Origin of the sequence: Methanospirillum hungatei JF-1 (assembly GCF_000013445.1) — an archaeon.
Lineage (GTDB): Archaea > Halobacteriota > Methanomicrobia > Methanomicrobiales > Methanospirillaceae > Methanospirillum > Methanospirillum hungatei.
Window position 1 is genome coordinate 1,223,349 of sequence record NC_007796.1, and the last position, 13,707, is coordinate 1,237,055.

The following is a 13,707-nucleotide window of genomic DNA, read 5'->3' on the forward strand; positions in this document are numbered from 1 at the left end:
TCATTCCCTGGCAAGGCTGATGATAGCAGGAGGAACAACAATATCTCCACAAATCTCCTTGATTATGGTGAGGAGGTTTAACTGGTGAAGATACAACAATGGGGTTGTATTACAGATGATCAATCCCGAGTATTTCAGCTTCACGAGAAAACTCCTCTTCGGTACGTGTCAGAACGGGGAACTGGAACTCTTTTAATTTAGAGATAAAAAGAACACGAGAGATCCCTGCCATTTTTGCTGCAGCTCCTGAAGAGAGACGCCCCATCTCATACAATTTCACAGCAGCAAGTAACCGTATCTCATCCCCAATACAGGATGGATGAGTATTTATTGCCACAAACATATCATCAGGTATAGTAATTCGTATCTCGGTCATGGTAATTCCTCTATTGTTCGTTCCCCTCCGCTATAGAGAGCAAAATTCAACGTTTCTCCCAGAGTTCCCACATGATCATTGGATAAGTACCTCCTGCTTCTGCTGTAATAACTCATTCACCCGCTTTCTGATATCATCAATATATATTTCCAGCTCTTCTTCATTTGTAATTTTTACTCCTCGTTTCAGAGAAACTGAAGTCAGAACCTTCTTATGTTTTGCAGCATACAAATGAGCAGCATCTGAAACAATTGGCCCCCGTGACAAATTAATGAGTTCTAACGCTTTCTGATAATCTGAAAGAGGATACCGCTTCAGGGCGTGGATTATCTCCTCATCCGTCCCAAGAGGCATCTGGGGAATCTCCCTGATATGATGAGAAGAAAGAATCTTCTCCTGCTCATGAGACTCAAGCTCATGCCAGTTTGGATCTCCCTCCAGTGATGAGATGAGATTCTGATATGCCTCTGACACCTGGCTGATACCATGAGATATCTCTTCCCGTAATCGTTCCTGAACCTTGAAAAGAAGGTCGGTGACCGGATCAGGATCAGAGAGAAGACTTCTGTGCTCCTTGATGGCTGCAGCCTCATGAATAATCACATCCAGGCCAGAAAGTCCCTCACCATGGTCAAGTAGTTTACATAGCCGTGACCACTCCTGCTGACGGACAGCAATTACATCAACAATACTTTTCCATTTCTCAATATCTGAAATAATTATATCCTTCTGTGCTGCAATCCGCTTGAGAAGAGACACACCAGAGAGCCCATCCATCTCCGCCAGATATGAAGGAATCATAACTTCTGGTAACGGTGGATCTCCTCCGGTCTTTTCCAGAAGCTCTCTGAGTTTTTCAATACAAAGAGAAGCATCTTCCCCTTCAGACCCCGCCTTGGCCTGAATTCCAACCTTTTGATACACTGCTTTGGCTTTCAGTTTTTCCTCTGCAGTCGGGGGAGATTCACTCTCACACGTAAAGAAACTCTTCTCAAGAGTCCGACGATTATCAAGGTCACTTAAAGAGACGGTTTTATGACTATCATTAGTAGCATGGAGATGTCCGGAGGCACACAGAGCAATAATCGCCCCTTCAATTGCATCCTTGGGCCATCCAAAAGGAGCATCCTCATAGTATTTTACGATTTCAGAACCCTTCTTTGAATTTGCATTCAGGAACCGTAAAATCTCTTTACAGACATTATGTTCTTCAGTATTCCCTGAATGACCGATAACTGAAAGCGGATTTGCATGACCCGATTTGATTCTTGTAAAAACATCCGCCCAACGAGGATTATCTGCATCCTTGAACCGGTAAAATTTCTTTTCTGATGCGATTTTCACCGCATTCAAGAGAACCTCTTTTGGTGATCCACCCTCTTTCTTATCCCCGCCACCAAGATACACAACCGCCTGGCTGATGATATCATCCAGATAGGCTTGCACTTTTGTATCATGAGCAACCTTCTTCGTTTCAATATTCTTCTTCGCCTGAATACCTTCATTCGTATTCGGGACACCAATCGAATCCATAGTCTGCTGGGCTGCAATACTCCCTGCAATATGATCGATCAGATCCTGATGATGGTGCTTTGGCAGAAATATCTGAATTAGCGGACTCTCCGGGCCTTCTTCAAGTGAGGTTTTTCGAACCTCCTCTTCCGAACTCCCCCATCCATTTCTCACCCATACCGGGATCTTTTTACTCACCGGGGGCTTATCTTCGGTAAAAATCCTGGCATCAATCTCCCTGACGGTCTTCGTATCGCCATCCTTATACGATATCTGTTTCAGAAGGGCTTGCACAGATTTCATCAATGCCTGATCACGGTCAAACGATATCCGATTGATATCATCCTTCCATGCATTGAGATTTTTCCGATACTCCTGGTCCCATCTCTTCCCTTCCCTGGTCTGAATCCTGAGTGTCCCATCTCCTGCATCGCTGATAATACCACGATCTTTCAGGTCATCAATAAGAAGAGGAACCTCACGACGGAGATCAACTCCTTCATACTCAAGACCTGACAAGAGCAGATCGGTAATGGTCTCCGGAGTGGCACGAACCCCTAATGATGTATCTACTTGTTGAATAAGGAAAAGAAGAGCACAAATACGTGATTTAAGTTGCCCTGAAGAAGACGAATCATCCTCCCCCCGAATCATTTCATCTGTTTCCTGGGGGAGAATCCCATTATTTATAAGATATGGCCGCTGTTGGCTGTAGATATAATCAACCGGAATAACATATCCGAGAGGAGACTCAGCATAGGTCTTAATTCCCGAAAAGGTAAGGCGCAACTGGTTTCGAAGCTGGGTTGACAGCCCTCCCCGGTCAATAGACCGTAATATATGGTCCCAAAGCCGTTTTCTGGAAGGTAAGAGGGGATAGTCTGGAACGAGGGATTCATTATCATCCTGACTATGAGCAATCTTCGAACCTTCAATCTGACGGGTAATTTCACCGTGAACACTCTCTAAAAGAGCGGATAATTTTGGTTTCTCACTCTCTTTCTTTCGAAGGATAGTCTGCCGAAGAACAGTATCAACATCCTTACTCTCCAGGGGAACATAAAGAGAGAATTTTCCCATTAGTTTCTGTAAGTATGGGTTTGCATGAAGTGCCTCCTGACCGGTCGCAACAAGGAGACACCGACTCTCAAACTTACTGGTCAATGCCTCAACTATCTCCTGGAAGAGAACAAGTTTTGTACTATCCTGCTCTACCGCGAGATATTGCTGGACTTCATCAAGCACGATAAGAACAAGTCCCGGTTTTTTCTTATTTTGAATTTTTGTTTTTAATATCTCATCAATTAAACTAACCATCAGGTCAGTTGTCATATTCGTCTCTTCAGGGAATTGACGATCAAGCCTGGTAAACAGGTCCTGAGGAGTGGCTCCAAGATCAGGAAGATATTTGAGTGCAACCTGGGCAAATGCCGGGGAGATGAGACAATATTGAAGATCGTCTTCCTTTCCCATCGATTTCAGGTCCGAGCGAATAGTATCAAGGATGCCTTGCTGTGCAAGCCATAGATGAATTCGGGCAAGCTGGAGATCATGATCCGGATAACCTGCAGCCCGTAAAATTACTTGTAACACTGCCTCTCTGGGATCATGTGAATCCCCTCCGGAAAGTGTCCCGGCAGCAGACCATATACCGCCTGCTCTTCTGGTTTCAGTATCAAGTCGCTTTAATGAGTCCTGAATATCATCAGGTAGACGGGCAAGAGTCCTTGCCGTAGCGCCATCAGAGAATGTAATGTCAGCCCAAAGGAAGTCAAGAATGCGAACGAGGTGTGATTTTCCAGACCCAAAAAATCCACTGACCCAGACCGCTGGTTGCTTTGGTTGATCTAAATGATCAAGAAACGAATCTAAAATCTTTTTAAGACCAGTATAATATGATCCCTCACAAACAAAATGCTGAAGTTCCCACCGTGCAACCTCCCACTCCTGCTCTGTTGTAATGGGGGCAACCTTGGTATACCCATCATTGGGAATTTCATAGGCTGTCGGATCATTCTGAAAAACATCCTTATTTAATATCATATCTCTCTTACTCGTCTTCATCCTTTACTTCAATTGGAAATGCCTTATAATTCCACCCATCATGATCATTCATAAACTGGTAGCAATACCCCCGATGACTCCCTGGGAAAAAAACTAATAATCTGCCAGGAATAGGAAGTTTCTTCACTATCTCCTCAATCAATTTACTCAACCGAATTATCCCAAAAAGTGCCCCCGTCCCTGAAATAGCGATTATCTTTGAATTGTCGTCTTTATCCCACTGATGTGATAACCGTTCGATGATGAATTGAAGGAACATTTTTTCTGCAGATTTTAGACGTGTCGGATTTTTGAAAAATTCTTCCCTGTAGGGGTGGACAGTACACCATTCATCAAAAAATGTGAACATATCAATAAGAAGCCAGCTATGGCCTGCTCTTTCAGTTGCCAGGCCAAATTCATCTATCCTTCTCAGTAACCGACGTTCATCTGAAGGATCATAGACACAAAACCACACCTTCTCTTCAGGTGCAGCTCGGGGATCCCAGGGAATTGAAACCTGCTTACCAAAGACGTCTAGTAACTTTTCAATATTAGTCATACTCCCCCCAGAGAACGAATCAAGTCTGAAATGGTGATTTCAATCACCCCTCCCGCTGATTTATATGAGATAAGCCCCATCACAGAAGCGGAATGGAACAGTTCATCCCGTTCGGTATCACTCAAATCCAGAATACTTATAAAAGGAGATCTCATAAGCATAACTCCTCCGAATCCGATTAATGTTCCTAAATAAAGAGCAAACGTGAATGAAGCCGGACCAGATGTGGATTTAGTACGATTTTTTTTCCCTTTTCCAATGAGATGGCCTGATTGGGTCCAGGAAGAAAGAAGGTTCTCTGCCATCGATTTGAGAGTTTTATCAGTAAAGGAGCCATCCAGATTCTGGGTTAAAGTTTGAATCAAATCATCCTTTCTTGCTTGTGTCCCACAATCGAGAGATAATATATAATCCGCTGAAATCCTGAGTGACTTATCACGAGCCAATGCGTAGAGTAGTGTTAATGTCGGGTGTTCTTTCTCATAGTGAGTAAAAAGGTATCGAAAGACCCGGTACAGCGGGATGGAATCATCCAGTCCATACATTCGTTTCAGGAATGAAAAGGTTTTATTTCTGCCGGAAATACTCTTTTTATTTAAAATATTTTCATTAATGATTGCATCTTTTATGGTATCGAAAGGAGCATCTGGTGAAATATTTTGAAAAAGCAACTCCATCTCCTGGAGCATGATAGTACGAGAAGAATGTGAACCGATTGATTCACAAAAGCCGTATTGTATTGGATAGTTAATTATTGTTGAAAAAGACCACACAACGAGAATATTTCATTTATTTAAATATATTATTATCTATATGTATTGAGTGGTTTAAAACATGTAATTCATGTGAGAAATGTCCGAATTTAGATTATCAACAACAATTTCAAAATTCGGTTTGAGATAAATAAAAATCGTTTTATTTTTCAACTCTTCAGAAAGGATATTAGCCTTAATTCCGATTCTGTAAGATTTTTAAACCCAGACCTCCAGGCCGGATAGTGACTGGGATTTTTGATAATTACTGATCAAAAGGTCGAGAGAACATCAAAAAGGAAGATATTAACTTACATTAGAAAGCGGTTTATTTACAAATATGGTTTTGACTCAGATTTGCTTGTTCTACCAAAAGATGACGGTCCATCTGCCAGTAAGGATATAGGGAGAATATCGTATTATGCCATTCAAGATGGGATACCTGTGAAATGAGATATATGCAAGAGAATAAGCAGGAATTAAAAAACCTTCAGTTCTATCTACAAACATTCTAAAATTTTTTAACTCTTCTTTGTCGGAATAAAAAGGATAATTACATTGTAACTCCAAATGACCTCAAAAATTCAATTTTCCCCCATTCATTTCAATTCAGTCTATCCCTCTAAGAAAAACAATACGTGAGTATAGATCCTTTTGTGGAGGTATGATTTCGCAGAATAAACCCACCACTCACGATTCACCCTAAAACATCCCCAAAAACCCAAAAAAAATTAATTTATCCCATACTCCTCCGCTGAATCTCCTCTTCTACCCGGTCCCATTCACAAAGACACTCCCCGATATCACGAACCAGAAGCTGAGCTCCCCTGTACACCACTTCAGGCCTCGAATCTTCAGGGGACATCCCACAGAACATCTCCTCAAACGAGTAGAGAATATCTAAAATCTCCGTCTTAATCTCAAACAGATCCTCAATCAGCGAAGAAATATCATCACTATCCTCCGGCGGGGAAAGCCATGCAGCCTCAGCCCGATAAAATCCGGACGGAAGATCAGAACAGGACATCAGGACCTCTCCATCAGATCGGAGATCGGATCTGAAACCTGCACATTCCCGGTTTTATCCACGATCACCAACGGAAACACCCTCTTTGACCTTCGAACATACGACACCCACAACCCGGCGGTCCCGATACCGCTCATCACCGAAACAAGACAGGACACACCGGCAAGAATCAATTCAAATCCCATATTCATCACCAAACACCACCTGCTCGGAACCATTCATCGCCCCGGCAACATCTGACCCGAACGCAACTGACCGATTCCCGTCATCAGAATACGCCCTGGTAAGCAGAATACCGCTCCCATTCACCACGTACCTGGCAATTGTCTCATCATCAAGCACCCGGCTGGAAACATACTCTCCCCTGGAAAAGAGACCAGATAACCTGACCTCATCCACACGTGCCTTCACCCCGTTATCCTCTCCAAACAGACACTCTGAATCCTCATCCGACCCGTTCACCACCTGACCTGAATACTCATCAATCCCCATCGGCCCTGCTGATTGACCCCGTGTAGACACCACAACCCCGTCATGAATGACCAGCGACCGCATAAGAGATGCCAGGTCGGTTGTGAACAGATGCGAAGCATAGGACTGACCCTGACCAAGCACCGATGACGATACCCATGCTGCTCCATCACACACAATCGATGATGTCACCGAATCGGCATGACAGGCACCAAACCCCAGGATCAGCACCACAAGACCGGGAATGAGCAAAACCCGGACCATCTCATCTCCCAAAAAAAGGGAGGGATTATGCAAGGGCACCAATGGTATCTGCCCATGCCTCAACGGTGTTCAGAATACTATCAGACTCATAACTGGACACACTGATTTTGTCCCGTTTGAAGGTCACGTTAAAGAGCTCTCCATTCGCAGCATGACATTTCAGCACAACGGTAAACCCGTCTTCAGAACTGTCGTGAGATGAAACACCCCCCATTGCAGTACTTATCGCGTTATTCGCGAGAATGGTTGCAATATTGCTGTCAAACCCAGCTGCCCCCGGACATCTGACCGAAACTCTCCCAACCTGCTTCCCATCATCATTCTCATAGATAACCGTCCCGGTATAGTACTCAGAACTCTTCTGAACCGCCGGAAAAGTCTCCCCTCCGGATACATACGGCGTACAACCCCACGGATTGTCAGCAAGAATATTCCCGATGATCGTGTTCATTGCATCCTTACTGGCAAACGGAGTTGTAAGAATCCGTTCTGCACTCTTCACCACCGATTTTGATACAAAATCTGCCATGTTCGAACTACCCCTGCCGTGTGCACACCGGCCTCTTATGATAGAAACCGGACTATATATATGAATTCATTCCTTTTTTGAATCTGACAGAAATTTGCGTTCAATTTTTAAAATATCAAATGAGATGAACACGTTGATGTACCCTCATACCTGACAGCCCGGAACACCGGAGTAGTACCCTCTCCTCCGGACAAAATCCTGCAGATCAGAAGGATGGGAGTCACATACTCCTCACCATCGATACACAGTCCACACCCCCATCTGCCTGGTGATCTGAACAGGTATCCTCTCATCACCCTTTCCTCACCTATCCTTGCATATACCGGACAGAATCCAAACCCGAAAAACATCATCATGGCTTGCTTCACATCTATTACAAATTCCCCTGCGTCATGGAGAATAACCACAAGATGACCATCATTGATAGATATCCGTCCACAATGAAACCAGCTGGTTTCAGTCCGTTTATGACTGGTATTCATGAGAGCATAGCACAATCCTGCTGCCTTAGTCTCACGGGGACATACGGAAAGATATGCAGGTATACAGCCGGCTAATGAGCAGAACCGGCGACGTCTCACAGATATTGGATTCTTCAGACCCTTATACACCTGCCAGACAAGGAACGGGCACCTGTCCATGACACATTGCCAGGTAACCGGCCGGCTCATAACACACCTCTCTCCTTATTGAGCCTGGATAGTTCACGGGAATAACAGGACTCACATAGACCGGTCTGTGCAGATGAATCGTGCCATGCAACTGCAAACGTGTTGCACACCTGACACCGGCCAAGGTCCCGATCTACCCGTTTCATCATATGCAGATCAAGCGTTGGTAGCATCACCAAACGTGCTACATGCCTGCTCGCTGCCCGGGAATAACACTCCTCACAGAGCATGACCGGCTCTTTCTGATTCTTCAGATCTGATTTCGTGCAGGAATACACCGTATGAGCCCTGCCACAGACTGCACACCTGACTTTTGACGGCCAGCCCGATATACGGGTAAAGTCAGAGGGACGGATCTGTGAAATCGGTATTGAAGCAGGATTACTGCAGGATGCGGAAAAGATCCGCTCCCTATCTGCCTGGGAAAGTTCATTTTCACCGGCATTCAGAAGTTTTTGAGTGTTGTGTTCTGCAGAGGCGGAACCACACACCGGTGGACGAGGTTCCAGATGCTCATCTAATCCGTTTTGTGTGAGTGTATGTTCTGCTTCACATAAGGGAGTACTACTATGTACATATGTATATGTACTATTCTGAGTAATATCCGCGGTTTTTGATTGTGAAGCACTTGCTTCACTCGTGCAGCAATCATCCTTATTTTTCCGCACTGCTTCACTGACTGATTTCTCCGGACCATTCTGAGCCATGTGAGTCGTTTGACCCTCTGCACACTCGAAGATCTCCACAACATCAGAGCAACCAGAGAGAGCACCACATTTAGATGGATCATACTCATCTCCATCATCAGAATCAGAAGAGGCATGGGGATCAAAAGAGTCAATGGGATCATCCGGATCGATAGGAAGATCTGAATCAGAATCACTTGATTCATCACCGTCATCAGGATCACGCCCTGAACACCCGGACTCATCCCGGAGACTGACCGCTCCACCCTTTACCCATGCTGCATACAGGGAGGCATCCCAGGCATAGACCTTCGTTCTCCGCTGAATCGTCCGACCATCTTCACCGGTCGTCACCGCCCGCTCATACACCGATATAGCAGGACACTTCTCAAGAAGGCCTGAATACGTATTTCCACGGGAATTATACCCGTTGAGGAGTTTGTAGATCGATGAACTTGCCCACCCGGTAATCCTCTGCAGCTCAGGAACCGTCATCTCAACAAGCCCCATTTTCTCAATAGAATTGATGAGGGTAGCCTCCCTCCTCGTCAGTTTCGTGGACTGGCCACCGGTCTCACCATTGAGAGCATCATACAGCCGTACCGCTTCAGAAAAATCATCAATGGTCGCAGAGATACAAACCATCCCATCCCGGATCGTCCGCTCCCGTTGAAACTGCATGAGGATTGCATGAGTCTTTATCAGATCAAGCAACATATCCGGGTTTCTCCGGTTCGACGCAGACTGGAACTGAATACGCTCTGCATAGGGGATCAGAACAAAGGCAGGCTCAAGTTTTCGCCACATCTCCCTGACAACCAGCACATCCTCCCGGTCGTCTCCTCTGGTATCAGGAAGGTGAGCAGCTTCAGCCAGCATCCGGGATAATACCCGTTTATCCTGCTCCTCACTATCATCAATCCAGGCAGTTAGCATCCTGTTAAAAACCTGGTCATCCCCGGCACCTTCCACCTTGGCTATCCACCAAACACATCGCTCCGGGATTGTACAGGTAACAGCATTCCGGTCTTTACTTACCGTACGGTAGGTAAACGGACGCTGAAATGATGTAGTTACGCCCTTTAAAATCTCCTGCATCTGATCTGAAAGTGTTACATCGTCAAGGGCAATGACCGTCCCAGGCTGAAGATCCTTGATGTAAAAGAGTGCCTTATCACTCATCCGGCCACTGAGCCTGACTTCCGGCGGGACAAGATTCATCATGGTATCAATAGCATGAGACTTGCCCTTCCCTGACTCTCCGGTTATCGAGACATGAAGTCCCTTGGAGTTGATCACCGACCGGGACGCAAGAGACATGATGAGGCACTCGGCAACGACCCGGTCTCCTTCATGGTCATGGGAGAAGGTGTCAAGCATGTACGGGATGGGGTCTGCCGTGGTGAGAATCCGTTCTGCTTTCTCCTCTATTCCAGGATCAGATAGTGATGCCGGAACTCTCCCTTCATAGACCGCCTTATCCCGAATCCGATCTCCTCGGAGTTTTTTCAGTCGGTCTTCTATATCAGAGGTCCCGTCATACTTCCGTTTCAGGTCCTGCCACCGCTGGGTTCCTCCTCCGCATGAATCATGATGACATCCGGCAAAGATGGCACCTGAACTGAACTGGATGGCATACGCTCCGTCCTGATGGGCGTCAGAGAACGGACACTGGTCCAGGATGTAGAGTGTCCCGTCAGCGTAGGGTTTTGCCACATAGCCAAGGTCATGACTTTTAAGCCAGGAGGCAAGGTCTGTCACGGGTTCTTCTTTTCCGGTTTTGGTCATCTTCTCCGGTTCTTTTGGAAAGATTTTGCCAAGTCGGTGAAGGTCAGAATCAGGAACCAGTGTAAGCCGTTCAGGCCCTGCAAAAAGACAGGCTTTTCGATGAGGACGCTCGGTTGTATTATCACCTTTCCGTGATGTAGTGCCATAGAGTTTCCATATCCGGGCTGCGTTAAAGTTGGCACAATCAACTGTGCAGACTTCATCAGAGAAGAGGAGATGCAGGGTATGCAGGCAGGATTTGATAAGTTCCCGGCTGTCATCATCATTTGGCAGGTCTATCCGGTACAAGAGATGGGCCCCGTTTCCTGAATCTGCTCGGAGAGGAGCGGGCCAGCCAAGAGAGGTGAGATATGCAGCAATTTCATCCGCCTTTCTGAATGCTGCTGCATGTTCCTCGTCAGAGGAGGAGACACCGGATGGACGCTTAGGATCGATGTCTATCGGAAGCCAGACTCTGCGGGTGATATCGTGATCTGCGGTTGTAGCATCCTTTTTTGTTAGACGCATGATTATCCGGTTCTCCCGCCGTGCAAGGAGTGCCGGGTTGATTTCGTTTAAGGTGATGTATATCCCTTTTATCTGCGGATTTGAGTCTAGGATCTTCACCGCTTGTGCAAGTTTTGCCGGATTGTTGTAGTATCCTGATCCGATTCCATCCTGGGTGATAATCCTGACCTCTACAACCTGATCCTTTCTGGTAAGTGTTAAAAGGGATGAGAGGATGGGGTCTGCTTCGGTCATATGAGACCCCCGGATAAGGCACGAAATCCTCCGGCCATGACATGATACCGTTTCCAGTCCAGACCTCCTCCAATCCAGAGTTCAACCCTGCCTGGGCAGAGGATACTGCTGACAAAGGAGCGAAGCCGGTCAAGATGGGCAGTATATTTCTTCTTTGGTTTCATGCCGCGAACGGAGAATGCCCTGACGAAAAGAATGTCCTCCCGTCCTTTCCAGGCAATAAAATCAACCGGGTAGTGACGATTGGTAAGATGCATCGTGCAATACCCATGAGCCTCCAGAAATGACCTGGCTGCATGAGGAGCGGTTCGCATGGTCTGGTATTGAGGTATACCGGTCATGCAACCCACCCAGACCGCTGCCTTGAACCTGAAGAAACGTAGGTAGGTTTTTCTAATGCCAAAATAATGTATGAATAGTCCCCTTCTGTGATCCGCCGCCAAGCTAGGTCATCGGTTGGGGACTGGGCATTCTTCTTCTCTTCTCGTGTTTGTCCTGGGTTGTATCTCACCGGTTCTTCTTCGGTGTGGATATCCCGGTGTATACGCACGGATGTTTCGTTCATGCTGTTACCTCTCCTGCCGGAATGGAAAGACCACAGGGGTTTTAACAGGGGTCAGTCCTCTTCCGGAAGGGAGAAGAGCATGCATCCGGCATGGATTAAAATTTAGCGATTTATGATCCATAAATAGGATATATTATGCATAGAAATCAGATCAACCATGAGGGTGCGGATAGGAAAGGGTCCTTGTTGAGAGATATTTATCGTTCATACATCTGAGAGAGGGCAGAGGGGAAGTCCTCCGTTCATCTGGTGCAGCTACTGCTAGTATTTCAGAAAGGGTACGTATCATTCATCGAAGGATGAACAGAAAGGGGGTTCATAGGTGAACCCATGACAACGATACGGTATTATTTTACCAAAGCAGAGTATCACTCATGCACCTGGACAGGACTGCTCATCATATAGCATACCGGATTATTATTATCCTCGGGATAGTCGCCCTTTTAGGAGATATCATATATGAGGGTGCCAGGAGTATCAGTGGCCCTTACCTGCTGACCCTTGGGGCATCTGCGGTCCTTGTTGGGACGATAACCGGCGCCGGTGAGTTTCTTGGATATGCAGTCCGGCTCATATCCGGCAGAGTTGCAGACTCTACCAGGATGTACTGGGCTTTGACCGCTCTCGGGTATGGGATGCTGATCACGGTGCCACTTCTTGCCTTCACCGGTTCATGGGAGATGGCAGCAGTCCTCTTCATACTTGAGCGAATTGGAAAAGGAATCCGTTCCCCGCCAAAAGATACCATCCTCTCCCATGCAACAGCACCCATCGGTCGGGGTATGGGATTTGGCATTCATGAACTCCTGGACCAGATAGGAGCTGTTGCAGGCCCAGTCATTCTTGCAGTTGCTCTTGCCGGAACCGGGACCTATAAGGAGGGATTTCTTCTCCTCTTCATTCCATTCATCATCCTCATCGGACTTGTCCTGGTTGCATGGAGACTCCTCCCTGACCCCGTGTCATTTGAGAAAGGTCATATCGCTCTCTACAGTGAGGCTACTGGGATCGGTCGGGAATTCATCATGTTCTCAGTCTTCACCCTCCTCTGCACAGCCGGGTTTCTCTCCTTCCCGCTCATATCCTTTCATGCATTACAGACCGGTCTCATGGTTGCATATGAAATACCTCTTCTCTATGCCGGTGCTATGTTGGTGGATGCAGCTATTGCTCCCATTGCCGGAAGACTCTATGATACAAAAGGGATTATCCTCCTCCTCCCAATTCCCCTCATCGGTATCATCCTCCCGTTCCTGGGATTTGGTATGGGCAGGGAACTCATCTTCCTCTCAGCAATCCTCTTTGGTATATCAATGGGAATCCAGGAGACTGTTCTTCGTGCTGCTATTGCAGACCGGATTCATATCTCAAAGCGGGGAACCGCCTATGGCATATTCAATACCATCTATGGAGCAGGGTTTTTTATCGGTGGAATACTTGTCGGCTGGATGTATGAGAATTACACGGCATTTGCACCGGCTGTCCCGGCAATGGTGTCACTTGCCGCCTGCATCGTCTTTATCAGGGTATGGCGATCTTCAGACCACCAGGAATCGTAAAATTCTTTCATACCTTTTCTGGCATTGGTAAAATCAAACCCTTACCTTTTATTATGAAATTACTCCAATAGGTACATACAGCAGGTCCTCCCTTCAAGAAATCCTGCCGGTGATGAGATCCACCGTAAACCGCCCGCTGCTAATGACTTCTACCCGGAAGA

At 46.4% G+C, this 13,707-nt stretch carries 14 protein-coding genes and 1 riboswitch; of the genes, 1 reads left to right on the top strand and 13 read right to left on the bottom strand.

Annotation, left to right across the window (positions count from 1 at the left end; genetic code table 11):
* The 13 genes from MHUN_RS18950 to MHUN_RS05720 all read right to left on the bottom strand — a co-directional run bounded on the left by MHUN_RS18950 (nt 1) and on the right by MHUN_RS05720 (nt 11,987).
* Complete coding sequence (locus MHUN_RS18950) at nt 1–144, bottom strand: hypothetical protein (RefSeq protein ID WP_158498172.1); 144 nt, start codon at nt 142–144, stop codon at nt 1–3.
* Nucleotides 110–376 carry a UPF0175 family protein gene (locus tag MHUN_RS05660; RefSeq protein WP_011448109.1) on the bottom strand — a complete coding sequence of 89 codons (267 nt, stop codon included), beginning with the start codon at nt 374–376 and terminating at the stop codon, nt 110–112. The genes MHUN_RS18950 and MHUN_RS05660 overlap by 35 nt, the downstream gene beginning before the upstream one ends.
* 75 nt (nt 377–451) lie before the next feature.
* The gene (gene brxC, locus MHUN_RS05665; RefSeq protein ID WP_052288823.1) at nt 452–3,931 is read right to left on the bottom strand and encodes a BREX system P-loop protein BrxC; all 3,480 of its coding nucleotides are present in this window, start codon (nt 3,929–3,931) and stop codon (nt 452–454) included.
* A gap of 7 nt (nt 3,932–3,938) precedes the next feature.
* A complete protein-coding gene (locus MHUN_RS05670) occupies nt 3,939–4,493 on the bottom strand; it encodes a BREX protein BrxB domain-containing protein (protein ID WP_011448111.1) in 555 nt (184 codons plus the stop codon).
* The gene (locus tag MHUN_RS05675) at nt 4,490–5,170 is read right to left on the bottom strand and encodes a hypothetical protein (protein WP_048067316.1); all 681 of its coding nucleotides are present in this window, start codon (nt 5,168–5,170) and stop codon (nt 4,490–4,492) included. Before MHUN_RS05675 ends, MHUN_RS05670 begins: the two co-directional genes overlap by 4 nt.
* A gap of 811 nt (nt 5,171–5,981) precedes the next feature.
* Nucleotides 5,982–6,272, bottom strand: a complete 291-nt coding sequence (locus tag MHUN_RS05685; RefSeq protein ID WP_011448113.1) for a hypothetical protein — start codon at nt 6,270–6,272, stop codon at nt 5,982–5,984.
* Nucleotides 6,272–6,457 (bottom strand): hypothetical protein, encoded by a 186-nt coding sequence (locus MHUN_RS05690; protein ID WP_048067318.1) that lies wholly within the window; start codon nt 6,455–6,457, stop codon nt 6,272–6,274. The genes MHUN_RS05685 and MHUN_RS05690 overlap by 1 nt, the downstream gene beginning before the upstream one ends.
* Nucleotides 6,447–7,007: a hypothetical protein gene (locus tag MHUN_RS05695; RefSeq protein WP_011448114.1), complete on the bottom strand. Its 561-nt coding sequence runs from the start codon at nt 7,005–7,007 to the stop codon at nt 6,447–6,449. The genes MHUN_RS05690 and MHUN_RS05695 overlap by 11 nt, the downstream gene beginning before the upstream one ends.
* 25 nt (nt 7,008–7,032) lie before the next feature.
* On the bottom strand, nt 7,033–7,536 hold the full coding sequence (locus tag MHUN_RS05700; protein ID WP_011448115.1) for a hypothetical protein: 504 nt from the start codon (nt 7,534–7,536) through the stop codon (nt 7,033–7,035).
* A gap of 107 nt (nt 7,537–7,643) precedes the next feature.
* Complete coding sequence (locus MHUN_RS05705) at nt 7,644–8,207, bottom strand: hypothetical protein (protein ID WP_011448116.1); 564 nt, start codon at nt 8,205–8,207, stop codon at nt 7,644–7,646.
* Nucleotides 8,204–11,422, bottom strand: a complete 3,219-nt coding sequence (locus MHUN_RS05710) for a hypothetical protein (protein WP_011448117.1) — start codon at nt 11,420–11,422, stop codon at nt 8,204–8,206. Before MHUN_RS05710 ends, MHUN_RS05705 begins: the two co-directional genes overlap by 4 nt.
* Nucleotides 11,419–11,763, bottom strand: coding sequence for a hypothetical protein (locus MHUN_RS05715; protein WP_011448118.1), 345 nt, complete (start codon nt 11,761–11,763; stop codon nt 11,419–11,421). The genes MHUN_RS05710 and MHUN_RS05715 overlap by 4 nt, the downstream gene beginning before the upstream one ends.
* Nucleotides 11,760–11,987 (bottom strand): hypothetical protein, encoded by a 228-nt coding sequence (locus MHUN_RS05720; RefSeq protein ID WP_048067320.1) that lies wholly within the window; start codon nt 11,985–11,987, stop codon nt 11,760–11,762. Before MHUN_RS05720 ends, MHUN_RS05715 begins: the two co-directional genes overlap by 4 nt.
* A gap of 374 nt (nt 11,988–12,361) precedes the next feature.
* Between MHUN_RS05720 and MHUN_RS05725 the strand changes: the two genes are divergently transcribed.
* Nucleotides 12,362–13,546: an MFS transporter gene (locus MHUN_RS05725; RefSeq protein ID WP_011448119.1), complete on the top strand. Its 1,185-nt coding sequence runs from the start codon at nt 12,362–12,364 to the stop codon at nt 13,544–13,546.
* Nucleotides 13,547–13,645: 99 nt separating this feature from the next.
* Nucleotides 13,646–13,705: riboswitch (Fluoride riboswitch) on the top strand.
* Nucleotides 13,706–13,707 lie beyond the last annotated feature (2 nt).

What these genes read in the sequence shown, in the direction of transcription:
- MHUN_RS05660 (WP_011448109.1), bottom strand. Translation starts at nt 376, where the DNA reads ATGACCGAGATACGAATTACTATACCTGATGATATGTTTGTGGCAATA.
- brxC (WP_052288823.1), bottom strand. Translation starts at nt 3,931, where the DNA reads ATGATATTAAATAAGGATGTTTTTCAGAATGATCCGACAGCCTATGAA.
- MHUN_RS05670 (WP_011448111.1), bottom strand. Translation starts at nt 4,493, where the DNA reads ATGACTAATATTGAAAAGTTACTAGACGTCTTTGGTAAGCAGGTTTCA.
- MHUN_RS05675 (WP_048067316.1), bottom strand. Translation starts at nt 5,170, where the DNA reads ATGGAGTTGCTTTTTCAAAATATTTCACCAGATGCTCCTTTCGATACC.
- MHUN_RS05685 (WP_011448113.1), bottom strand. Translation starts at nt 6,272, where the DNA reads ATGTCCTGTTCTGATCTTCCGTCCGGATTTTATCGGGCTGAGGCTGCA.
- MHUN_RS05690 (WP_048067318.1), bottom strand. Translation starts at nt 6,457, where the DNA reads ATGGGATTTGAATTGATTCTTGCCGGTGTGTCCTGTCTTGTTTCGGTG.
- MHUN_RS05695 (WP_011448114.1), bottom strand. Translation starts at nt 7,007, where the DNA reads ATGGTCCGGGTTTTGCTCATTCCCGGTCTTGTGGTGCTGATCCTGGGG.
- MHUN_RS05700 (WP_011448115.1), bottom strand. Translation starts at nt 7,536, where the DNA reads ATGGCAGATTTTGTATCAAAATCGGTGGTGAAGAGTGCAGAACGGATT.
- MHUN_RS05705 (WP_011448116.1), bottom strand. Translation starts at nt 8,207, where the DNA reads ATGAGCCGGCCGGTTACCTGGCAATGTGTCATGGACAGGTGCCCGTTC.
- MHUN_RS05710 (WP_011448117.1), bottom strand. Translation starts at nt 11,422, where the DNA reads ATGACCGAAGCAGACCCCATCCTCTCATCCCTTTTAACACTTACCAGA.
- MHUN_RS05715 (WP_011448118.1), bottom strand. Translation starts at nt 11,763, where the DNA reads ATGACCGGTATACCTCAATACCAGACCATGCGAACCGCTCCTCATGCA.
- MHUN_RS05720 (WP_048067320.1), bottom strand. Translation starts at nt 11,987, where the DNA reads ATGAACGAAACATCCGTGCGTATACACCGGGATATCCACACCGAAGAA.
- MHUN_RS05725 (WP_011448119.1), top strand. Translation starts at nt 12,362, where the DNA reads ATGCACCTGGACAGGACTGCTCATCATATAGCATACCGGATTATTATT.